The following is a 24,029-nucleotide window of genomic DNA, read 5'->3' on the forward strand; positions in this document are numbered from 1 at the left end:
GTAGATAAACGCAGCCGGTAGGTGGATCTAACCAGCAGATAACCGCAGTCGGTAAATAGGCAAATGCCCCGCTTGTTATCAGGCGGGGTTGTTTCTTTTATGCATGGAGCTTGAGGTGTTAAAGGAAGGAGGACAATGGGAAGAATTCAAGCGGAATCTGTATCTGCTGACGAAAGGCGCTATTGCTCACCCGCTTCGGACCCAGGAGTCCTAATTATTGGAGATCAGGCTGATTTTAGGCGCATCCGGACTGAGGAGATGTTATTTGTGCTAAAATCCCCGATTTAGGTTGAATTTCTTATAAATAACGTCCCTGGAGTCCGCGACTCCCCCGGATGTCTGGTAATTGACTAAATAGCGTCCCCTGAGTCCGCAGTAGCCGAGATGACACAGAACTGAACCACTAGTATTTTCGTTTGTGGTCGCTCAGCACCCAACGGACTTCATTCAGAGATATGGTAGTCCCCCAATGGGCATCGCTCGCCGTTCCAGACGTCTAACGAACCCCCGGGGGCTTCACAATTCTAGATGCCTAACGACCAGTCAGAAGGCATTGCGTTGCCGGACGCGCCAACGTCCAGCTGACATCGTGTTCCCGACATTCTAACTCCGAACTGCACTGAATTCTCAGACGCGCCTGCCTGCAGCGGGCTCCGCTCGCCTGAACGCAGAAACAGCCTCCCCGAAGGAAGGCTGTTTCTGAAAGGACGTCCCGGAAGGGATTCGAACCCCCGACCGTGCGCTTAGAAGGCGCATGCTCTATCCAACTGAGCTACCGGGACATAATAGCTTGAGCGAAAAGCAAGCAAAAATTATGTTATCATACATAGACAACTTTTTCAACTTGTTTTTTTGAAACCTAGCCGGGATATGCTATAATCTACAATTGACTAAGGTTCGGAGAAAAGGAGGTGCCCTCATTAATCATTCGAATTCCCCTGCCAAAGAGAATGTCGTGCTGTTTCCGAAGACGCTGGATTACTATCAGATTCAGCTCACGGTGATGCTGGAGAGTGAACGTTATGGGGAAGCGATGGAACTGCTGCGCTTTTTGCTGCAATGCCAAGGTCAGGAAGAGCGGCACTACGAGGAATGGCAGTCGCTGCTTAGCTGGCTGGAGGCGGCCTTTCCGTACGCTGCTCAGGGCGGAGATGCGAAAGATGCCGCTCCCGGTGAAGAGCAGGATCTTAAGGAAGAGGACATGGCCCGCATACTGGCTAAATCGAAGCAGGAAGAGGATGCGGATTATCCTGATAAGTTATTGAAGCGTATCATGAACGAGCCGCTGTCAGAAGCGACGATCCTGGCACTGGAGCAGCTTTCTTATCTGGAGGGCGGACATGTCGACGAGACGCTGACAGACTGGCTGGAAAAGGCAACCGTTCATCCGCTGCTGCAATTCCGTACACTGCAGACCCTCCGGAGGCGCGGCGCACAGGGAACCATTAAGCTGATGCGCGGACAGGAAGCGTCGATTGTGGAGATTGAGACGGTACCCCTGCAAAATGAGGATTTCCCGCTGCAGGTAAGCCAAGTGATGGAACGGGTGGCTGAGCAGGCGGAGGTTCATGAGCCTACACTTTATTATTTTGCCCAAGAGCTTTGGGGACAATTTATCATGTCGATTTACGGTTCGGCCGAATATCGGGAATTGTTGGACGGAGAGGATGCGCTGCTCGATATTTGGGCGGGTGCGCTGCATCAAATGGTATCAGAAAGCCTGAACGGAACGCGGCAGGAGGAAGAAACACGCGGGATGTACGGGATAACGGGAGGCATGCGCTTTCAATTTGAAGGAGCCTATCGTTCTCTCAAAGGATTTGTAAAGAGTTCTCTACTTGATAAATAAAGCGATGTTGTATATAATATAATGGTTATTCTGTGCGTGAATTGCGTGATTATTTAAAGGTAAATATGTAACCTATTTTTGGAGGGAAAAGTATATTATGAAGGCAACTTGGGAAAAAATAGAGAAGAACCTTGGAGTTCTTGAAGTCGAAGTGGAAGCAGAACGCGTAGCTGCAGCACTCGACAAAGCTTTTAATAAAGTGGTTAAGAAAGCAAACGTACCTGGTTTCCGTAAAGGTAAAGTGCCTCGGCCGATCTTTGAATCCCGTTTTGGTGTAGAAAGCCTGTACCAGGATGCCATCGACATTCTTCTTCCTGAAGTTTACGGCGAAGCTGTTGAGCAAACCGATATTTTCCCGGTAGACCGTCCTGAAGTGGACATCGAGCAATTCGCTAAAGGTCAAGCATTTATTTTCAAAGCGAAGATCACTGTTAAACCTGAAGTGAAACTGGGCGAGTACAAAGGCCTGGAAGTTCCGGTTCAAAAAGCTGAAGTTACAGAAGAAGAGCTGGATGCCGAACTGAAACGTCTGCAAGAACGTCATGCTGAACTGGTTGTTGTTGAAGATGAAGCGGCAGCTAATGGCGATATCACTGTAATCGACTTTGACGGTTCCGTAGATGGCGTGCAGTTCGAAGGCGGCCAAGCAGAACGTCATTCCCTGGAACTTGGAAGCAACTCCTTCATCCCAGGTTTTGAAGAGCAGGTTGTAGGCATGTCCACTGGTGATTTCAAGGATGTAGAAGTTACTTTCCCTGAGGCTTACCATGCAGAGAACCTTGCAGGTAAAGCTGCTGTATTCAAAGTGAAGCTGCATGAAATCAAACGCAAACAGCTTCCTGCCCTGGATGACGAGTTCGCCAAAGATGTAAGTGAATTCGACACACTGGAAGAATACAAAGCAGATCTGAAAGCACAGCTTGAATCCCGCAAACAGGAAGAGCTGAAAGGCGTTCGTGAAACTGCAGTAGTTGACAAAGCAGCAGCTAATGCTGAAGTGGAAATTCCTGAAGCAATGATCACCAGTGAAGTTCAAAACATGGTTCGCGATTTCGACAACCGTCTTCGCCAACAAGGCATGAACATGGATATGTTCCTCAGCTTCTCCGGCCAAACCCGTGAAGATCTTGAGAGCCAAATGAAAGACGATGCCGAAAAACGCGTCCGCAACAACTTGGTGCTTGAAGTGATCGCGAAGGAAGAGAAAATTGAAGTTTCCGAAGAAGAAGTGACCCAAGAGCTCGCTTCCATGGCTGAATCCTTCAAACGTTCTCCTGAAGAAATCCGCAGCATCCTTGCAGCTAACGGTTCCCTGAGCAGCTTGAACGAAGAAATTTCGCTGCGCAAGACCATTGAACTGCTCGTATCCAGCAGCGTAGAAGTTGAAGCAACTGAAGAAGCTGCTGAAGAAACAAGCGCTGAGTAATTTTTTCTGGAGTTATATTTTACCTAGAACGGCCAAGCAGTAGTACGGCCTCCATAGACAGTTGATAAGGCACGTAAGTTAGTTACGTGCCTTATTTTTATCGGGTGCTGGCGTTTCGAGGTACATAACCGAACAGAGGATTGGCAATGTGTCTGGAATTGCGCTATAATGGCAGGCACATGAGCAATGCGGATTTCCTCAGCAGTGAAAAAATGACATACCGCCTTGAACGTGTTAAAATATTTCTGAACGGAAAGACTAATCTGTATAGAGAAAAGAGGTTGGTGGCATGAGTCTGGTACCAATGGTTGTGGAATCCACAAGTCGGGGAGAACGGTCATACGATATCTATTCCAGATTGCTGAAGGATCGCATCATCTTCCTGAGCAATGCAATTGACGATGATGTCGCCAATCTGATTATTGCCCAGTTGTTGTTCCTGGCAGCAGATGACCCCGAAAAAGACATTCACCTGTACATCAATTCGCCTGGTGGTTCTGTGACAGCCGGCATGGGTATATATGATACGATGCAATACATCAAACCCGATGTTTCTACGATTTGCGTAGGAATGGCAGCCAGTATGGGATCGCTGTTGCTTACTGCCGGAGCTCCGGGTAAAAGATACGCGCTGACCAATAGTGAGGTCATGATTCATCAGCCGCTTGGCGGCGTTCAAGGGCAGGCATCCGATATCTGGATTCACACGGATTGGATACTCAAGACTAGACATAAGCTGAATCAAATATATGTGGATCGCACAGGTCAGCCCCTTGAAAAAATCGAACGGGATACGGACCGCGATAACTTCATGAGCGCGGAAGAAGCGAAGGAATATGGGCTTATTGACCAGGTACTCTCTTCACCGATCATATCTTAAAGGGGTGGTAAGATGTTTAAATTTAATGATGAAAAAGGGCAATTGAAATGTTCCTTTTGCGGCAAATCACAAGAGCAGGTTCGTAAGCTTGTAGCAGGACCTGGTGTTTATATATGTGACGAATGCATCGAGCTATGCACGGAAATCGTGGAGGAAGAGCTCGGCCATGAGGAAGAGCTGGACCTGAAGGATATCCCGAAACCAAAGGAAATCCGTGATATTCTTGATCAATACGTAATCGGCCAGGAGCAGGCGAAGAAATCGCTCTCCGTTGCTGTATATAATCACTACAAGCGTGTGAACAGCCAAAGCAAGATCGAAGACGTTGAACTGACGAAGAGCAATATTCTCCTGCTCGGTCCAACAGGTTCGGGTAAAACGCTGCTTGCGCAGACCATGGCGAAGATTATCAACGTTCCGTTTGCCATTGCAGATGCCACTTCTCTTACGGAAGCGGGCTATGTGGGTGAGGATGTTGAGAACATTTTGCTGAAGCTGATTCAGGCTGCAGATTATGATGTGGAAAAAGCCGAACGCGGTATTATCTATATTGATGAAATTGATAAAGTAGCACGCAAATCCGAGAATCCGTCCATCACACGCGACGTTTCCGGTGAAGGTGTACAGCAGGCCCTGCTGAAGATTCTGGAAGGCACTGTAGCTTCCGTACCACCGCAAGGCGGACGCAAACATCCTCACCAGGAGTTTATCCAAATCGACACGACGAACATCCTGTTCATCGTGGGCGGTGCTTTTGACGGTCTGGAGCAAATGATCAAACGCCGTATCGGCAAAAAAGTCATCGGCTTCAACGCTGCTGTTGAAGGTCAGAAGGACCTGAAGACAGGCGAATACCTGTCCATGGTATTGCCTGAAGACCTGCTCAAATTCGGTCTCATTCCTGAGTTTGTCGGCCGTCTGCCGGTAATCTCCACGCTAGAGCCGCTTGATGAGAATACGCTGGTACGCATTCTGTCCGAGCCGAAAAACGCGCTCACCAAGCAGTATATCAAGCTGCTGGAAATGGACAATGTCGCGCTGAAATTTGAACCGCTGGCGCTTGAAGCCATCGCTAAGGAAGCCATCAAACGTAACACGGGTGCCCGTGGTCTGCGTGCAATCATAGAGAGTATTATGCTTGATGTGATGTATGAGGTTCCTTCGCGCGATGACATCAAGGACTGCGTGATTACGGAGAAGGTCGTTCAAGAGAAGGCGTTGCCTGAGCTGGGCATCAAGAAAGACAAGAAGAAGGAAGAAAGCGCCTAATTAAACAATACAATTCACAGACTCCACCTTTTTGCCGCTATCCCGCTTCACAAAGCGGGAGCGGTGGGGGTGGAGCTTTGATCGTTATGGGGGAGAAAACCATGTTCTTGAGACACCAGACCCGTCCTGTCAATGTTGGCGGAGTTATTATCGGGGGAAACAATGAGGTTGCTATTCAAAGCATGTGTACGACCAAAACCGCTGATGTGGAAGCTACGGTCGCTGAAATCCTGCGGCTGGAGGAAGCGGGCTGCCAGCTCGTGCGCGTAACTGTCAACAATGAAGAAGCGGCTGCTGCGATCAAGGAAATCAAGAAGCAGATTCATATTCCGCTTGTAGCGGATATTCATTTCAACTATAAGCTGGCATTGCTGGCTATTGAGAACGGTATCGACAAGGTCCGGATCAATCCCGGCAACATCGGCCGCCGCGACAAGGTGGAAGCTGTAGTCAAAGCCTGCAAAGAAAAAGGAATTCCGATCCGCATCGGCGTAAATGCCGGTTCACTGGAAAACCACTTGCTCGAGAAATACGGCTACCCTACTCCGGAAGCCATGGTCGAGAGCGCACTTTATCATATTGGAATTCTCGAGGAACTCGATTTCCATGACATTATCGTTTCCCTGAAGGCTTCGGATGTACCTATGGCTATCGAGGCTTACCGCAAGGCAGCAGAAGTCATTCCTTATCCGCTGCATCTGGGCATTACAGAATCGGGCACGTTGTTCGCAGGAACCGTGAAGAGCTCGGCAGGTATCGGGGCACTGCTCTCTATGGGCATCGGCAGCACCGTGCGGATCTCGCTCAGTGCCGATCCAGTTGAGGAAGTGAAGGTAGCGCGTGAACTGCTCAAGACTTTTGGTCTGATCTCCAATGCTGCCACCTTGATCTCGTGTCCGACCTGCGGACGCCTGGACATTGACCTCTTCTCCATCGCGAACGAAGTAGAGGAGTATATTTCCAAGCTGAAGGTGCCGATCAAAGTATCGGTGTTGGGCTGCGCCGTTAACGGCCCCGGAGAAGCCCGTGAAGCCGATATCGGCATCGCCGGTGCCCGTGGTGAGGGACTGCTGTTCCGTTACGGCAAAATGATCCGCAAGGTTCCTGAGGCAGAGCTTGTCTCCGAACTGAAGAAGGAAATCGACATCATCGTCGCCCACTTTGAAGCAACGGGTGAAATCCCCGGCCGCAAGCATGCCGGACTGGCTCCTGCAATAGGCGTGGGTAATCCGGAAGAATAGTAGAACTTATTCTAAAAAATTCTAAGCCGATAGCAATTGAAGGAAATTGCAACTGTTTGACCAGTTGAACAAGCTTCCTTTTTTATCCATGCTTCATCCAGCTGCTGATTGAAACTCGTTGCTCTGAAGTTTGGCTATACTACAATTGCACTAATTGAAATTAACTAAGGGGAAATACTCCCGATAATTTGTTATTATTCAGGAGAATGAAGAGTATAGAGGGAATTCCTCCCTTTAATACAATCATCTTAGGACGAATCGGAGATTTAGAAATAATTAAAGGGTAGTATTCCCTTTATTGCTCGAGAAACAAGCATTCTGGATATAATAGCGGGCGTATTTCCCTCTAAGTATAGATAGTTGTTCCTAATTTTTTTATAGTATGAAGCAAGGTGACGTAGAACGTCCCATTGCACCACGGGTGATCCGGCGGTGAAATGGGGCGTTTTTTATTTTATATAACCAAAGGGGGATTAGCGGATATGTATCACAAGCCGAATATTGAAGAGTTTATTCAGCATCATCTAGATTCTAGGAGCGGAGAGCGAAGGGGGAGGCTGGAGAGGGGGCATCGGCATGCCGAAGCATTATTTCTGCAAAATGTATGGTGGCCGCTGCGTGGTGACTTCTGCGATCTTCATCCGGAATATGAAGTCACGGACTGGCGCGGCCGTTCCTATTTTGCTGATTTTGCATTTTTGCCGGGAACGATCAGACTCCTGTTGGAGATCAAAGGTTATGCTGCACATGTAAAGGATATGGACAGACAGAAATATAGTAATGAGCTGAACCGCGAAACGTTTCTGTGTGCAATGGGTTACCAAGTCGTCTCCTTTGCCTACGATGATGTGGAGCAGTGTCCTGAATTATGTGTTACCTTACTGCGCATGGTGTTGAGCAGATATATAGCACCAGCTGTTCCAGTGGAGAAGTTACTGCTGGTTGAGAGAGAAATTATCCGTTTTGTAATCCGTCAGGCCGGAACCGTGGATGTAGCTGAATATTTCTCACTCGATCCTAAAACAGCCCGGCACATGTTGTATAAGTTAAGTGAAAAAGGTTGGCTGATACCTGCAAAACGTGGCGATGGTGTCCGGAGGGTAAGGTATGAGCTGGCGCGCAATGTTCTCAGTTACTGGGAATAGTAGAGCTAGTACTGAAACTAAGTGGTGTGTCGAACATGGAGAAATAGGATGGGAGGATTTTAGTAAGCGAAGAACAGTTAAATTCACGGGATAGCGGGAAATGTACTTATAAATTTGCTGTGATATGCTCGTGCTTACAAGTTGCGGGGAATTTGCCCGCTAACCTTTAATGGAGAAGCTGATTTTACAATAATCTTTAAAAATATAGGGAGGATATCCCTCTATTTTAGCTGTATAGATTAAATATCTTGAAATAGAGGGAGTATTTCCCTTTTGGGGAAAGTCTGTTCAAAAGTTTTTGTGAGGCTGCTCAATGTATGGCCCGCAGCAGCAACATTTAGAAGGGCATATCAATGGCTGGTGACCGCAGCTACGCGAGGAAGTCGCATCAACGTACTATCGGCTTATCGTTACAGCTTCGTTTAGTGGTGCACATCAACGACTAGTGGCCGCATCAACGCCAAGACGTCCGCATCAACGCACTTTCGCCCACAGTTACAGCTCCGTTTAGTGGTGCATATCAACGACTAGTGGCAAGCAGCTACGTGAGGAAGTCGCATCAACGTACTATCGCCCAGTTACAGCTATGTTTAGTGGTGCATATCAACGACTAGTGGCCGCGGCTACACCAAGACATCATATCATCCCGCAATAGCAACGCAAGACATCCTTATCAACGGTCTAGCGCTCGTAGCTAGGACTAAATAGATGTCAGAAACTGCGCTCTATCACCCTCAACAACGACAATCACCTGGCCTCTCGTGCCCCTAGTTGCAGCATTAGCACGAAGGCGATCCGCGCCTGACCTTCATTACGATTGCCCAACTCCTTACCGATCTTATCCGCCCATACCCTTTCCTACATCACCACCTTAATCATTCCTGTAACATTCAGCTATAAAATTCAGATAACCGTCCCGTTAATCTGGCCTTCGGTCATAACCCTGAATTATTATCCAAAATTTAGTTAATCTTTCATAAATACTGTCCCCACTGCGTTTACGAATGAACGAAACGGCTATACTACCTAGTAGTAGCCAACGGTATAGACCAGGTAGACTGAATAAAATGGGAGGATGACCTATGGAATTAAGCTCATTGAGCATATTGCTGATGATCGTGCAGCTCTTTTTCGCGCTGGTTATCGGCGTTTATTTTTGGAATTTGCTGCGGGGACAGAAGACCAATAAGACGGCGGTGGATCGTGAGTCGCGCAAGGAGCTGGATAAGCTGCGGAAGATGCGGATGATTTCTCTAACCAAACCGCTCTCGGAAAAGACGCGTCCGGCCTCCATTGGCGATATCGTCGGGCAAAAGGATGGACTGCGCGCCCTGAAGGCGGCGCTGTGCAGCGCCAATCCGCAGCATGTCATCATTTACGGACCTCCGGGAGTCGGCAAGACTGCTGCTGCCCGTGTTGTCATGGAGGAAGCGAAAAAAAATGTGCTGTCCCCCTTTAAAAGTGATGCCAAATTTACAGAAATTGATGCGACAACAGCCCGTTTTGATGAACGGGGAATTGCCGATCCGCTAATTGGCTCAGTGCATGATCCGATCTACCAAGGGGCCGGTGCAATGGGAGTGGCAGGCGTGCCCCAGCCGAAGCCGGGTGCTGTGACCAAGGCGCATGGCGGGATTCTTTTTCTGGATGAAATCGGTGAGCTTCACCCCATTCAGATGAACAAGCTGCTAAAAGTTCTTGAAGACCGCAAAGTGCTGCTGGAAAGCGCCTATTACAATTCCGAGGACAGCAATACACCTGCGTATATCCATGATATTTTTCAAAATGGTCTGCCAGCCGATTTTCGTCTCGTCGGAGCAACCACGCGTTCTCCTGATGAAATTTCACCGGCGCTGCGTTCACGCTGCATGGAAATCTATTTCCGTCCTTTGCTGCCTGATGAGATCGCCGTGATCGGGCGTGATGCGATTCAGAAAATTGGTCTGAAGCCGAGCCCGGAAGCCGTGACTGTGGTGCAGCAATATGCCACTAATGGCCGGGAAGCCGTCAATATGATCCAACTCGCCGCAGGGCAGGCTTTGACCGAACAACGTGACACTCTGACTGCAGCAGATGTTGAATGGGTGGCTGGCAGCAGTCAGTTGCCGCTACGGACGGAACGCAAGATTCCATCATCGCCTCAGATAGGGCTGGTCAACGGCCTGGCGGTGTATGGACCTGGTATGGGTACTTTGCTGGAGATTGAAGTTTCGGCTGCACCTGCCAACGGTCAGGGTCGGCTAAACGTTACCGGTGTGGTCGATGAAGAAGAGATTGGCGGGGGATCGCGCACGATCCGTCGCAAGAGTATGGCCAAAGGATCTGTAGAGAACGTGCTGACGGTCCTGCGCACGATGAATTTGGAGCCGGACCGTTACGATCTGCATGTAAACTTTCCCGGTGGTACGCCGATTGACGGTCCATCCGCAGGAGTAGCAATGGCTGTTGCCATCGTCTCCGCAATCCGCCGTCTGCCGGTTGACAACACTGTTGCCATCACCGGAGAGATCGGGATTCACGGACGTGTTAAGCCAGTCGGCGGCGTAATCGCCAAGGTAGAGGCAGCTTTTCAGGCTGGAGCAACTACTGTGCTGATTCCGAAAGAAAACTGGCAATCCTTATTCGCCGACCTCGCCCCCCTGCGGGTCATTCCGGTGGAGACGGTGGAAGAGGTATTCCGTCACCTGTTCGGCGCAGAGACCGCGGATGTAAGGCTGCCTGCAGTCTCCGGCGAGACGTTCTCTGCGTCACCTTCGCTCTTTAAGGCTGACGCTGCAGGGGATATGCAAAATTAGATTTTTGATAACAAATCTGCGATACTATAAACACTGTAATTTGAAAGTGGGTATTGTAATGAAAACTGTTGTGCTTATCGCATGGGCCATTCTGTTGCTTGTATTCACTTGTGCTTCTGACTCAAGCTTTTGGGTGAACGGCACCGTTCCATCGTTTCATTGGTCGGGGTGGCCTGATTTCCATGTTCTGACCAAACTCGATTTCAGTCTTGATTTAATGTACAACACTGGATATGTTCTTAGAAAAATTGGACATTTCTCAGGATTTGCTGTGCTGGCAGTCCTGTTCTATAGACGGAGTAAGAGCACCATCCTGAGCATTCTTGTATCCATTGCCTTTGCCCTGCTGACAGAGCTGCTCCAATTATACTTTGGACGTGACGGCAGACTGTATGACGTAGTTATTGATTCTGCCGGTGTTGTGTTTGGGGCAGTGGTTGTGCAGGCTGTGTACCGGATTAAGCCGCACCGAAATGTGAGCAAGGCTAATTAGAACGTTACTGTGCAGCAGAGGAGGGGGGATGTCTCAAAAAGCCATGGAATGGCAGCCTGGTACATCCCTCATTTTGTTTAGGCTTAGCATATGAACACTTGGTCTGGACGCTCCACAAACGGGTCGTTGTGCCATAAATATCATCGAACAAATTTTTGCCAATCGATTTAGAAGAGAATATTCTCCTAACAAATTTGTTCGTGTAGTCAAGGTTGTCATAAACTGGCTAGCTAGTGCAATTTTTGACGTGCCTCTACTGGCGGTGATTGAGACATCTCGTTCCCAAAAGATACTACACAGAAATCAATTAATAAGCTACCAAAGTCACTCCAATCGCTAAATCAGAAACCGATTCGCCACTAGTGGTCATAATGTTGTAGGGTTTACACGGGAGAAACGTTCTACGAAGATGGCGAAATAACTATTATCAAGTTTGAAGATATGCCTGTCCTAGGGAGCTCCATAATTAATACAAAAAATCAATCACATTATTCTGGACTGCTCTTCAAGTAGCCGAGTCTACCCCTGGAATTGATGGATTACTCTTAGAAAGAGGAATTACTGCAGATAATTGTGGATGGAATAACTTCCCCAGGAGTGGGGTTAAATTGTAGCGGTCACAGTTAGTTCCTGACCTTGCTCCTTACTATTATGTTTTTAATCACTGTGCGTTTGAGTACAATAAAAGCATGGCGTCTTATTGGGTAATCGTGCGAATGCAGTTTATCCTAATGACTGCTACACTAGATATAATTGGTCACCATCATATAGGCTTCAACTGCAAGTCTATATGGCGGTGTACATACGGATGGTAAAAATTCCGATCTTCCGCAGGGACCAGAGTTTGAACCAGAGGGGTGTATAATTTAAGGTGGTGTGAGTGCCTACAATTCCCGTTACGGAACTAATCTGGCGCGTTGTAACGACATCAGTATTATCGGTGGGTACTACGAAGATAATCTAGTGGAAAAGTTTAGCCATCGGAGACAGCTACGGATGTGTAATAATCACCCCGATGCTTACTCAAGGGTTTGTGGTAATAACCTCTGATTATGACCTAATAATGCATCCTGCAACATATTCAGTTATCCCAATTACATCATCATTCGAGGTGGATATGTGGATAACGGTAAGTTGAATTTTTTATGGAGCATTTGAGGAGCGCTTAATCTTGAGGCTCACATCTAATGGGGTTTTTATTAGTCCAGCGGCGAATAATTGAGACATAGTTATCGAGAGACGTTACGGTGTTGGTGTTGAAGCAAAATATGTGATTTCAGATAAATTGCGCTTACTGGCTAAGTATCTCACCATTGGGAGTGCCACCTTTGCCGGAGCTGGTCAAAACTACTTATTAGCTCCTGATGGCTCTACACAAGATAGCATTACCTTTCAGGGGGTAAAGAACAGCCAGTTTACAACACTATCGGTGGCTGATGGCACAAGAGAATCTGTTACGGTAACAACTCTTAGATTGCCGGCAAATAGTGTAACAAGTCGCAGCATTAACGAGGGCGGTACGGTCAATGCGTCTGGAGCCGATTATGCGGAGTATATGCGTAAATCTGATAGCTGTGAGATGATTGATAAAGGAAAAATTTGCGGCATTGATGGTTATAGAGAGTTAACGGATAGCTGGGAAAACACCGTTACCTTTATCGTTATATCGACAACTCTGACCTATGTAGGCGGTGATACTTGGAGCAGCAATATCGAAAATCCATCACTACAACCAGAGTGACACCCCGAGATAATTAACTATTCGGGGTAAGTGACCAACGCAGGGGAATCGGATGATGAATACCACGGTCGGTGGCTTCATACTGGGAGAGACTGCCCGAGTGGGAAGTAGCTCTTGAGTCGGAACGATTAAAGTATAACCGGGTGGCTTTCGCGGAACAAGTGACTGTCAATGTCTATAATGCAGCCTAGCTCTTAGATTTTCCCTATTCAAGACGAGACCGGAATTAAGGGCATATCAGTAGCGGAACCTACGTGCCTCAATATATTACTGCTTTGGGGAGAGTGATTGCCATTGAAGATGATGAGCGATCTCGAACTATCGTGAAGGTTTCGTGACGAAAGCGGATAAATTATATAACGACGGTGAACTAATTGGATAGCTAGTAAGTTAGAGAACGTTTTAATGAATTATTGTTGAAGTGGTATTCAGCAGAGAGTGTCGTTATAAATGATCGAAGTGTGGATTTAGGTGATGATAGGCTTGAAGCGGAAAGAAAAGTTTATGAAGAAGGATGAATGACTTTTTTGAAAATGATTAGTCATCGGCATGGCGAAATGACATGCAGGGTTAGGATATGGCGGCCGAACACTGGGGGGTTGGACTCGCGCTGATCGGAATCGTTGGGTGGCAGCGCAGGCCGGGGGAGGAACGGCACGTCTACTGTAAGTGTATAAGGGGAGTTTTGGCTATTGCAAAGTTGGTGGAAAAGGCGACCCAAACCGGGACCAATGCTGCTTTTTCTTTAAAAGCTGACGTTGCCTACACGGACAACAAACTTGCACTGACGGCCAATCAAGCGGACCTAAGTGTAACGAATGCGAATAAAGCGGACATATCGTGCGTAAATCAACAAATTGCAATTGTGGGTAGTGGTTTGCCTGCTGATTAAGTATCAGGATAAACGTGTTGGCTTCATCTTGCCGTTGCTGCGAACCGGAAAAACAAGTCCTACGAGCGGGTTAAAGAATTATGTCAATGCGATCAAGGATGTGTGCGATCGGTATGGCATACCCACATTGGATCTGTACACAGCAGTTGAATTGCTCCTGACTTCACAGCAAGTAAAACCGGCACCATTCCTGATGGCCTACATCCCAATGACGCAGGCCGTATGCTAATCAGTTATAAAATTGAGGAATTCTTGAGACGCCTATAGAGTATGGATAGCTATTTAGTTGTGACTAAAAAGATAGAGTCATTGAGAATTATTTGGGACATATTTAGTTTGAGGAATAATTCGTTCTCCAAGAAGATATTTTCGGGTTACTTTGAATCGTTCAATTAAAAATTTTGAGAAGATGACGGGAACAGTGACGCCTACTATGGTGAAGATGGTATTTCCATAGTCGGATACTACTGAAGAAAGTATTGAATTCACAGCAATATGTAAATACATGATTATCATGGAGGAGCGCCCTAGCAGTGAAAATGTGCATGTCAGTTTGTATTTAGAAAATACTTGACATAGTCCAAGAAGTGAGATTGTTATTAGTATTGGGATAACAATATCAAGCAGAAAATTGTTATAGTAAACTACTTTTAGGTCAAGATGATAAGTAATCTTGTTCATAACAGATAAAACGATGAAGGTCATCGATAAACTGATTGCGAGCGCAATGAGTATCTTTCTTAAATGTAGCAGGTGCTTTTTTGAATAATATCCAAAAGCAAAGTAAGTTAGTGATATAAGTGCTACATCAAGATTCAAAGGGATTTTCAAGATGCTCGTTAAAATAGAGTTTGAATGTAATAACCATGACTCTATATGTGCTATCATGTAAAAAAATATAATGATTAGTATCTGTAGAGAGGTGCGTTTAATAACCATTATCAGGGCAGAGAAAATAATCTGGGTGGCGAGAAGTGTTGTGACAAACCAAAACACACCATATACACCTCCAACCAGCCTACCTCCGAAAAGAACAACTACAAAGTCTTTAATATACCATATAAGGCTGTAGTTTCCGTTTAACGCTTCATAAGAGTACCTTATAATCGTGAAAATGAGCAAAAACGAGAGATAAGGGATTATAAAATGTTGGATTTTTTTAAGTGTTGACTTTTTAAATTCAACCCACGTTTTTACGGGTTTGAATAAAATCCCGCTGATTATAAAAAAGGCTGGCATATGAACCCAATAAATATATTCAATAGCTGTGTTTTTGTCAAAAGTAGTAGAATGTCCAATTACCACAAGAACAATCAATAAACCTTTGGCGATATCAATCCATTTTTCTCTCTTTTCCAACTGTTAACACTCCTCATAATTTCAATTATTATATTATAGCGGAAGGGAAGAAGTGTGGGAATAATATCGTTTTAAAGTTAGTAGAAAGAAGATCGGACAATACTGCGTATTTAATCGGGCATTTTACCTTAAATCTTATTTCACTGTTGTTGATACATGTTTCTGTGGACAGGCGGGTAGCGAAAAGCGCCCGCTCTTTTTGCGGATTTTTTAGTGACTAGTGCTCTAGATCTTGGTTAGAAGTTAGACTTTTGATCGGTTACTTTTCATGAATGTCCACTAGTGCTGCTATTGTTGTACTGAATGTATGTGAAGTGACCTTCATTATGCATTTGTCTCGTTTCAGACAGGTATACCATACAAGGGACCCGCAAATACTTATTATGTATAGACTCTACATCAACCCTTCAAGTATTATTAATTGTTTATCAAACAAAGAACGTTTACACACTAAGGCAGCCTGTTGGTGTTTTGATGCCGCTTTTGTTAGAATGAATGCATATGACACTACTTGAGAACCATGGGAGGTGCGAAAGCGATGATACCAAACAAAACAAAAGGTCGTCGTTTTCCTTTATTGCCCCTTAGAGGTCTTCTTGTGTACCCCAGTATGGTTCTTCATTTGGATGTGGGCCGCGAGAAGTCCGTTCGGGCGCTGGAAAAAGCTATGGTTGAAGATAACCTGATTCTCCTCTGCTCACAGTCGGAAGTGAATATTGAGGAGCCGGGACAAGAAGATATTTTTCGGGTCGGTACCGTCGCGAATGTGCGGCAAATGCTGAAGCTTCCCAACGGCACGATTCGTGTGCTGGTGGAAGGTGTGGAGCGGGCCGAAATTATTCATTATATGGATAATGAGGAGTTTTACGAGGTGATGGCGCGCGAGCTGCCAGAGCAGGAGGATGTGGATCAGGAGAGTGATGCTCTAATGCGCACCGTACTGAGCCAATTCGAGCACTACATCACTTTGTCCAAAAAAGTCACCCCAGAAACGCTTGCTGCTGTCTCCGATATTGAAGAGCCGGGAAGACTCGCCGATGTCATCACGAGCCATTTGGCGCTGAAGATTAAAGATAAGCAGGAGATTCTGGAGACCATTGATGTCAGCAAACGCCTGGAGAAGCTGCTCGATATCCTTAACAATGAGCGGGAAGTGCTTGAACTTGAGCGCAAGATCAACCAGCGTGTGAAGAAACAGATGGAGAAAACCCAGAAGGAATATTATCTGCGTGAACAGATGAAAGCGATCCAGAAGGAGCTCGGCGAAAAAGAAGGCCGGGCCGGTGAAGCGGATGAGTTGCGCAGCCTGATGGAAGAAAAGAATCTGTCGGAGCGTGTGCAGGAGAAGATCGAGAAGGAAATCGACCGATTGGAAAAAATGCCGGCTAGCTCAGCGGAAGGCAGCGTCATCCGTAACTATGTGGATTGGCTGCTGAGTCTGCCTTGGAGCGAATCGACAGAGGATGATTTGGATATTCTGAAGGCGGAGCAGGTGCTGGATGCGGATCATTACGGTCTGGAGAAACCGAAGGAACGGGTGCTGGAATATCTGGCCGTCCAAAAGCTGGTCAAGAAGCTGAAGGGCCCGATTCTCTGTCTGGTAGGGCCTCCGGGTGTCGGCAAAACTTCACTGGCACGCTCGATTGCCCGTTCACTGAACCGCAAGTTCGTGCGCATTTCTCTGGGCGGCGTGCGGGATGAAGCTGAGATTCGCGGCCACCGCCGCACCTATGTGGGGGCAATGCCGGGCCGGATCATTCAGGGGATGAAGACAGCGGGCAGTGTTAACCCGGTCTTTCTCCTCGACGAAATCGACAAGATGGCGGCGGACTTCCGCGGCGACCCTTCGGCGGCACTGCTGGAGGTGCTTGATCCGGAGCAAAACAATACGTTCAGCGATCACTTCGTCGAGCTGCCGTTCGACCTGTCGAATGTTATGTTCGTGACAACTGCGAATGCTGTGCATAACATTCCACGTCCACTGCTTGACCGGATGGAGATGCTCTTCATTCCTGGCTACACAGAACTGGAGAAACTGCAAATTGCCAGCCGTTATTTGCTGCCGAAGCAGCGTAAGAATCATGGCTTGGAGGATGAACAGCTATCTATTGAAGATGACACCCTGCTGAAGATTGTCCGCGAATACACCCGGGAATCCGGGGTGCGTAATCTGGAGCAGCAGATCGCGGCACTATGCCGCAAAGCAGCGAAGCAGATTGTATCCGATGAGAAGCAACAAGTTAGTATCCTGCCGGGTGAGGTCAAGGACTATCTCGGTGTATCGAAATACCGTTACGGTATGGCGGAGTTGGAGGATCAGATTGGCACTGTAACCGGGCTGGCATGGACCGAGGTTGGCGGCGACACGCTGCTAATCGAAGTGACGGTTGTTCAGGGCACTGGCAAGCTTACGCTTACGGGACAGTTGGGTGATGTGATGAAGGAGTCGGCACAGGCTGCTTTCAGCTATACCCGTTCAAAGGCGGAGGAGCTGGGACTGGCACCGGATTTTCATGAGAAGAATGATATTCACATTCACATCCCTGAAGGTGCAATACCGAAGGATGGCCCCTCTGCAGGGATCACCATTGCTACTGCGTTGATCTCCGCACTGACCAAACGATATGTATCTAAAGACGTGGCAATGACGGGTGAGATTACGCTGCGCGGGCGTGTCCTGCCGATTGGCGGGCTCAAGGAGAAATCGCTGGCTGCCCACCGTGCCGGTTACAAAAAAATCCTTCTTCCGAAGGACAATGAGCGCGACCTCAAGGATATCCCGGAGAGCGTACGCAACGATGTGGAGTTTGTGCCTGTATCCCATATGGATCAGGTGCTGCAGCATGCGCTTGTTGAACATCATACAGAAATTAGCAGTGAAGCGCCGAGTAGTGTGCATTAGAAAGGAAGTCCTATGAAAGTTAACAATGCCGAATTTATCATCAGCGCCGTAGGCCCTGATCAATACCCAGTTGACGCCTTGCCAGAGATTGCTCTGGCAGGGCGCTCCAACGTAGGGAAGTCCTCCCTGATCAACCGGATGATTAACCGCAAAAATCTGGCCCGTACCAGCTCCACACCGGGCAAGACACAGCATATGAACTATTACCGTGTCAACGAAGATATGTATTTTGTTGACTTCCCGGGCTACGGGTATGCCAAAGTTTCCAAAACCCAACGTGCCTCATGGGGGAAAATGGTCGAAAAGTATATGGCTGAGCGGGATACGCTAAGGCTTATTCTGCTTATAGTGGATTTGCGCCACCCACCAACCAGTAATGACAAAATGATGTTTGATTGGCTGAAGCATTATGATCTGCCACTCTGCGTAGTGGCAACCAAAGCGGACAAGATTCCCAAGACCCGCTGGCCAAAACATATCAAAATTATGAAACAGGAGCTCGGCGTATTGCCGGGTGATAATTTCATCTCCTTTTCCTCGGAGCTGGGCCTCGGCAAAGATGAACTGTGGGAACTGATTGAGAGATACTGCCTTCCTTCTGAAGAAGAGCTAGCGGATGAGCAGGAAAGCCAGGAACCCGGAGAAGCATCTCAGTCTGAGGATACCTCTGAAGAAAAAGTTGGTCCTGATCTATAGAAAATATGCGTATATCATAGGATCAATGCGAATTCTTCACCTATCCTCCCATTCCCACGCTATAAGAGGGAGCAATGGTCTTTAGCCTGCTCTAGCATGAGAGGAACCCGCCGCTCTACGTTGTATAATCAATCTAATGATTGCTATAAGAATAGAGGGATGGTTATGGCTCAGCGATTGGCGACGGAATATGTAAATACTACTTTGCAAATGACAGAATTTCAGATGAACCAGTTTCTGCTCACAGCCGATACCTGCTTTATCAGCCACCGTGTTAAGGTCCTCGGAGGTGGAGAACAGGAGATTGTACTGGAGGAAAACGGGGGAGAAGCGATTCGCCTCAATGTGGAACGCCGGGGGCATCTCTATATCTGCACGTTTTCCTGCCGGGTGGTGAACCCTCATCTGAATAATGCAGTCCGCAAGCTTTTTGTCACTTATAAGGGGTCTGGTTCAGTGAATAGGATTTTTCAAGGATTCACAATGGAGTATTATTATGAGAGTGGATCGGTCCGCCGGATTTCAGAGCTTACTGCTAATGGCAGCAAGCTGATCTATCAACACAAACAGTCCTTATCGGAGATGATGACTCTCTTTAAGTCTGACGTTATAGAACGCGAGATTGCAGCGCTGCGCCTCGAAATTGATAGTTTATTAGATTGCAGACTTACCGTCCAGAACGATAAAAAGATAGGTGGAATTGACGGTAAACTTGCAGCGATAAACCAACGTTTGATAGAATTGGAATTATAGGAATAAATTACACATTGATTCTAGCGATTATTCCCCAGTGAGATGGTTGTGTTTTTGCGAAAATTCTATACAATAAAGCTAGAAAAGGAAGAATAAAAAGTATATGATAGATATCCATAACCACATTTTACCTTTTATGGATGATGGAGCTGCGGACTGGGAAGCGGCTCTCGCCATGGCACAGGACGCCCAGAAGGACGGCATTTCTACGGCAATAGCTACACCTCACCATGCCAATGGAGTATATATGAATCCCGCTCCAAATATTGGACAAGCTGTGCAGCTTCTGAATGAGAGACTTCAGCAAGCTGGTATTAACCTGCTTGTACTGCCCGGTCAGGAGATCCGCATATACGGGGATCTTCTGATTGATTTGGAACAAGGCCAGTTGCTGACGCTTGCGGGTTCAAAGTATATATTGCTAGAAATGCCTTCTTCTCGGGTACCACGCAGCATGGAGGAAACTTGCCATGAACTTATGATTCAAGGTTTTGTCCCAGTCATTGCCCATCCGGAGCGCAACGCTGAAATTGCTGAAGATCCCAGCAAATTAGAAAGATTAATAGAGCTGGGAGCACTAGGGCAAGTCACAGCACAGAGTATTGCCGGAGTCTTTGGAAGCAAACTGCAGAAGCTCTCACTCGATCTGTGTCGAAGAAACGCTGTTCATGTGATCGCTTCCGATGCACATGACAGCCGTCATCGGCCCTTTGGTCTCAGTGAAGCTTACAACGTTGTGGAGAAAGAACTGGGGGCAGCCGTTTCTGACTGTTTTCGCCACAATTCACAGAGAATTATCGCCAACGAGGAGCTAGTTCGAGTGCTTTATACGGGTTCCCGCAAAAAAAGTCAAAAAATCTTCGGATTATTTTCTCGTAAAGCGTGACCAATCTCTCGAATAGTGGTAGAATGGGTAATACTGGGTTATTGTTACATTTTATTTGAATAGAGTCGGCTTAGTATGACCTATTCTAACAGCAACAGCAGTAACAGATTCAACACTACATACAAAGAGGTGGATGAAAAGTGACTTTGAAGAAAAAATTAGCAGTATCAACACTAGCAGTAAGTATGGCAGCAGCATCTGTAGCAGGCTTCCCTTTCAGCAGCCAAGGTTTGGCTAAACATCTAGGTGGCGTTGCATTTGCGGCATCAGTAGATAATGCAGCATTACAAGCTCGTGCAGATTTGTTGTATAAAAATCTGGGAGATCCCGGACGAGCAGCACTGAGAGCTACACGTGCTGAGATTAATGAGAAAATTGATTCTGCCAAATTTAATGCTCTGTTCGCACCGGTGCTTGACAATCTTCAGCCCGATGTAAATAAAACGGAATTGTACAATTTGTTCCACGATGTTGCTAATGTATATTATGACCTGAATTACACTGATCTGAAAGATATCCGAAATAACGAAGCGTACATTGCAGTCTTGAAACAAATTGCAGCAGATGCAGGTGTAGCGGATCTAACTGTTGACGATGTAATTGATTTTGTACTTGGTGTGGAAACATCTCTTAAGAATTTGGTGAGCAACAAGACCACAGCTGAGTTGGTTGCGCTTGCTAAGAACCCAAGTGCTCAAGAAAAATTATTCGATGATGCGATCGATGTTGTTCTGGGAGCAACTGCAGGTGCTAATAAATACACTGTAAGTACAGTGCTTACTAATCTTGGAGTTTCCAAAGCGGATATCAAGGCTTCTGTTAATGCAGTAAGAGCAGAACTTACAACCGATAAAGAAGCTGCAACTCAATTGGCTCTTGCTTACATTTCTGCATTTGGATTGGGTTATAATCCGGGATCTGGAAATGGTGGCGGCGGTGGCGTTGCTGGTGGTGGCACTACTACAACTACATTGACTCCTGCTGAAGCTTTTGCCAAAGCCTCAATATTTGATGCGTCCAAATACGTTGTGATTACAGGTGATAAAGCCACAGTTAAATTGGTTGATGCTGACATCCTTGCGGCGTTTGATAAATTGGTTGCAGCTGCAAAAGCTGTAGGTTATACCGGTCCGTTGACACTGACGCTTGATCTTGGTCCAATTAAAGTGTCGACTGTAGAAGTTCCACTATCCAAAGTGATCGTTGATGCTGCGACGGCTAAAGGTATTGCCAACATGGGTGTGACCTATAACAGCCTGACAGTAACAATTCCGATGGCTCAATTTAATACAGAGGTTGCCCTGACAGTTACAACAGCTGCTGATACTACCGTAACATCTATTACTAAGCTGAAACTGGCGTCAAGTGTATATGATTTCGGATTTACTGTGAAGAACGTTCCAACAACAACGTTCAAGCAACCATTGACTATTAAGCTTCCACTTAAGGATACTACTGGTCTTGACAAAGAATTGTTGTCTGTAGCAAAAGTGGTTTATAGTAATTTGCAATTCCAAGGCGGCGTGCTTGACGGTGAATATATCGTTGAACCACGAGACACATTCTCTTCCTATGCTGTTCTTGAGAACAAGGTGAGCTTCAGTGATATTGCTAAAGTTCAAGCTTGGGCTGGAAGACAAATTCAAGTCGTAGCTGCTAAGGGCGCGATTGAAGGTATCGGAAATGGTAAATTTGCTCCTAAGAACAATGTTACTCGCGCTGAATTCGCCAAGATGCTGGTTCGTGCATTGAACCTGGAGAATAGCACAGCAACTGAAAACTTCACTGATGTGAGCTCAACTGCTTGGTATGCTCCTTACGTGGCTGTTGCTGCAGAGAAGGGGATTATCCAAGGCCGCAATTCTACTACATTCGATCCAACAGCAACAATTACCCGTGCTGAGATGGCAACACTGATCTCCCGTGCATTGAAATTGACTCACCCGGATGCAAAAACGGATGCTTCTGCTTTGAGCAAATTCTCCGATGCAGCTAAGATTAGCGCTACTTTGAAAGATGGAGTAGCATTTGCAGCTAGTAACAACTTGGTAATTGGTGACGCTGGTAAGTTCAATCCTACAAACACAGCTAGCCGTGCAGAAGCTGCAGTAATTATCTACCGTACTATTAACTTCAAGTAAGTAATAAGCAAGTGGAGAGCCTCCTCTCGTCTACGTGAGAGGGGGCACTTTTTTAGCGTGAATTGAAATATTACAGAAACAGCTTGGAGGGAAATTCACTTGTCAGCACAAGAATTGGATCTTCGCGATTATTTCCAGATCGTAAGGAAAAGACTTTGGATGATTGTCAGTATAGTAATAGTGGTCTGTATTCTTGCCGGAATATACAGTTTGTATATTAAGAATCCCGTATATGAAGCTTCTACGAAGATTATTGTGAATCAGACGCCTACACAATCTACGGTAGGTCAACTTGATCTTAACCAGATCAACACGAACATACAGCTGATTAACACGTACAAGGAAATTATTAAGACACCGGCGATTCTAGACGTCGTAGCCAAGAACTATCCGCAATTTAATATCACTGCGGAGGAGTTGTTAAATAAAGTAAACGTGAGTTCCGTAAATAATACGCAGGTGATGACACTTGTCGTTCGAGATAATTCATATCAGAGAGCCGCAGAAATCGTGAATGCCATTTCACTTGTGTTCAAACAGGAAATCCCGTCATTATTCAATGTTCAGAATGTATCCATTCTTAATGAGGCTAAGGTTAACCCATCTGTAGAACCAGGACCTGTGGAACCGAATGTAGTGATGAACCTTGCTATTGCATTTATTGTTTCCTTAATGATTGGTCTCGGAATTGCATTTCTTCTGGAATACATGGATGATACGCTGAAGACTGAAGCGGATATTGAGCGTTACCTGGGATTGCCAACTATTGCGATGATCACAAGAGTTGGACAAGATGAAGCCAAGGGTACTGAGGCACAAGCTCAGACACAAGTCAGAAAGTCGGGGGAACTAGAGCATGTCACAGCAGCCAAATAAACAACAACGTCATCTGATAACTGTTACGAACCCACGATCACCGGTATCGGAGGCGTTTCGGGCATTACGTACCAATATAGATTTTTCCTCTGTGGACGAGCAGATTCAGGTTATTATGGTCACTTCATCGGGTCCGGAAGAAGGGAAGTCTACAGTCTCAGCTAACCTGGCAGCAGCTTATGCCCAATCGGATAAAAAAGTTCTTTTAATTGATAGTGATTTACGCAAACCTACAGCTCATAAGACGTTCTCGCTAAGCAACCGGGTGGGATTATCCTCTTTATTATCTCAACAGTCAAATCTCGAGGAAGTGATTCAGGAGTCAGGGGTTAATAATTTATCGCTTATGACCTCGGGGCCAATTCCTCCTAATCCTGCTGAAATGTTAGCTTCCAATCGTATGAGCGCTATTCTGCAGGAACTGCGCCAGCGATTTGATATTGTATTAATTGACACGCCTCCTTTGCTAGCAGTTACAGATGCACAAATTGTTGCCTCAAAGAGTGATGGTGTCATTATGGTAGTGAGTTACGGCAAGGTTAAACGGGATATTGCTGCTAAAGCAAAGGGGAATCTGGATCGAGTGGGTGCGAAAATGCTGGGAGTGGTGCTGAATAATGTCAAAAGGAAAGCCAGCGAAGGCTACTATTACTACTACTATGGAAATTGACATTGTTCTATAGAT

General features: G+C 46.4%; 18 protein-coding genes and 1 tRNA gene. 17 read left to right on the forward strand and 2 right to left on the reverse strand.

Features of this window, described 5'->3' with window-relative positions:
* Positions 1–708: 708 nt before the first annotated feature.
* Positions 709–782, reverse strand: a tRNA-Arg gene (locus AC3WT9_RS20715).
* Between the two features lie 173 nt (positions 783–955).
* Here AC3WT9_RS20715 and AC3WT9_RS20720 point away from each other — a divergent pair.
* The 10 genes from AC3WT9_RS20720 to AC3WT9_RS20765 all read left to right on the forward strand — a co-directional run bounded on the left by AC3WT9_RS20720 (position 956) and on the right by AC3WT9_RS20765 (position 13,731).
* The gene (locus AC3WT9_RS20720; protein ID WP_492407903.1) at positions 956–1,849 is read left to right on the forward strand and encodes a hypothetical protein; all 894 of its coding nucleotides are present in this window, start codon (positions 956–958) and stop codon (positions 1,847–1,849) included.
* Between the two features lie 97 nt (positions 1,850–1,946).
* A complete protein-coding gene (gene tig / locus AC3WT9_RS20725) occupies positions 1,947–3,275 on the forward strand; it encodes a trigger factor (RefSeq protein WP_341095840.1) in 1,329 nt (442 codons plus the stop codon).
* Positions 3,276–3,564: 289 nt separating this feature from the next.
* The gene (clpP, locus tag AC3WT9_RS20730; protein ID WP_038595829.1) at positions 3,565–4,155 is read left to right on the forward strand and encodes an ATP-dependent Clp endopeptidase proteolytic subunit ClpP; all 591 of its coding nucleotides are present in this window, start codon (positions 3,565–3,567) and stop codon (positions 4,153–4,155) included.
* A 12-nt stretch (positions 4,156–4,167) separates the two neighbouring features.
* On the forward strand, positions 4,168–5,424 hold the full coding sequence (gene clpX, locus AC3WT9_RS20735) for an ATP-dependent protease ATP-binding subunit ClpX (protein WP_341379659.1): 1,257 nt from the start codon (positions 4,168–4,170) through the stop codon (positions 5,422–5,424).
* A 101-nt stretch (positions 5,425–5,525) separates the two neighbouring features.
* Positions 5,526–6,665 (forward strand): flavodoxin-dependent (E)-4-hydroxy-3-methylbut-2-enyl-diphosphate synthase, encoded by a 1,140-nt coding sequence (ispG, locus tag AC3WT9_RS20740; RefSeq protein ID WP_038600570.1) that lies wholly within the window; start codon positions 5,526–5,528, stop codon positions 6,663–6,665.
* A gap of 482 nt (positions 6,666–7,147) precedes the next feature.
* Positions 7,148–7,810, forward strand: a complete 663-nt coding sequence (locus AC3WT9_RS20745; protein ID WP_492407904.1) for a hypothetical protein — start codon at positions 7,148–7,150, stop codon at positions 7,808–7,810.
* A gap of 1,082 nt (positions 7,811–8,892) precedes the next feature.
* On the forward strand, positions 8,893–10,605 hold the full coding sequence (gene lonB, locus AC3WT9_RS20750; protein ID WP_492407905.1) for an ATP-dependent protease LonB: 1,713 nt from the start codon (positions 8,893–8,895) through the stop codon (positions 10,603–10,605).
* Positions 10,606–10,663: 58 nt separating this feature from the next.
* The gene (locus AC3WT9_RS20755; RefSeq protein WP_492407906.1) at positions 10,664–11,098 is read left to right on the forward strand and encodes a VanZ family protein; all 435 of its coding nucleotides are present in this window, start codon (positions 10,664–10,666) and stop codon (positions 11,096–11,098) included.
* 1,270 nt (positions 11,099–12,368) lie between these two features.
* The gene (locus AC3WT9_RS20760) at positions 12,369–12,839 is read left to right on the forward strand and encodes a hypothetical protein (protein ID WP_492407907.1); all 471 of its coding nucleotides are present in this window, start codon (positions 12,369–12,371) and stop codon (positions 12,837–12,839) included.
* A 685-nt stretch (positions 12,840–13,524) separates the two neighbouring features.
* On the forward strand, positions 13,525–13,731 hold the full coding sequence (locus AC3WT9_RS20765) for a hypothetical protein (RefSeq protein ID WP_492407908.1): 207 nt from the start codon (positions 13,525–13,527) through the stop codon (positions 13,729–13,731).
* A gap of 306 nt (positions 13,732–14,037) precedes the next feature.
* On the opposite strand, the gene AC3WT9_RS20770 is transcribed toward AC3WT9_RS20765, so the two are convergent.
* Positions 14,038–15,090: an acyltransferase family protein gene (locus AC3WT9_RS20770; RefSeq protein WP_492407909.1), complete on the reverse strand. Its 1,053-nt coding sequence runs from the start codon at positions 15,088–15,090 to the stop codon at positions 14,038–14,040.
* 538 nt (positions 15,091–15,628) lie between these two features.
* Here AC3WT9_RS20770 and lon point away from each other — a divergent pair.
* The 7 genes from lon to AC3WT9_RS20805 all read left to right on the forward strand — a co-directional run bounded on the left by lon (position 15,629) and on the right by AC3WT9_RS20805 (position 24,014).
* Positions 15,629–17,992: an endopeptidase La gene (lon, locus tag AC3WT9_RS20775; protein WP_492407910.1), complete on the forward strand. Its 2,364-nt coding sequence runs from the start codon at positions 15,629–15,631 to the stop codon at positions 17,990–17,992.
* Positions 17,993–18,004: 12 nt separating this feature from the next.
* Positions 18,005–18,688 carry a ribosome biogenesis GTP-binding protein YihA/YsxC gene (gene yihA, locus AC3WT9_RS20780; protein ID WP_492407911.1) on the forward strand — a complete coding sequence of 228 codons (684 nt, stop codon included), beginning with the start codon at positions 18,005–18,007 and terminating at the stop codon, positions 18,686–18,688.
* A gap of 165 nt (positions 18,689–18,853) precedes the next feature.
* Positions 18,854–19,441 carry a non-ribosomal peptide synthetase module gene (locus AC3WT9_RS20785; protein WP_492407912.1) on the forward strand — a complete coding sequence of 196 codons (588 nt, stop codon included), beginning with the start codon at positions 18,854–18,856 and terminating at the stop codon, positions 19,439–19,441.
* A gap of 103 nt (positions 19,442–19,544) precedes the next feature.
* Positions 19,545–20,327: a tyrosine-protein phosphatase gene (locus AC3WT9_RS20790; RefSeq protein ID WP_492407913.1), complete on the forward strand. Its 783-nt coding sequence runs from the start codon at positions 19,545–19,547 to the stop codon at positions 20,325–20,327.
* Between the two features lie 140 nt (positions 20,328–20,467).
* A complete protein-coding gene (locus AC3WT9_RS20795; RefSeq protein WP_492407914.1) occupies positions 20,468–22,468 on the forward strand; it encodes an S-layer homology domain-containing protein in 2,001 nt (666 codons plus the stop codon).
* 99 nt (positions 22,469–22,567) lie between these two features.
* Positions 22,568–23,344: a YveK family protein gene (locus AC3WT9_RS20800; RefSeq protein WP_492407915.1), complete on the forward strand. Its 777-nt coding sequence runs from the start codon at positions 22,568–22,570 to the stop codon at positions 23,342–23,344.
* Complete coding sequence (locus AC3WT9_RS20805) at positions 23,325–24,014, forward strand: CpsD/CapB family tyrosine-protein kinase (RefSeq protein ID WP_492407916.1); 690 nt, start codon at positions 23,325–23,327, stop codon at positions 24,012–24,014. The genes AC3WT9_RS20800 and AC3WT9_RS20805 overlap by 20 nt, the downstream gene beginning before the upstream one ends.
* The last annotated feature ends 15 nt before the right edge of the window (positions 24,015–24,029 follow it).

The sequence above is a fragment of the Paenibacillus sp. EB106-06-01-XG199 genome (assembly GCF_058791575.1).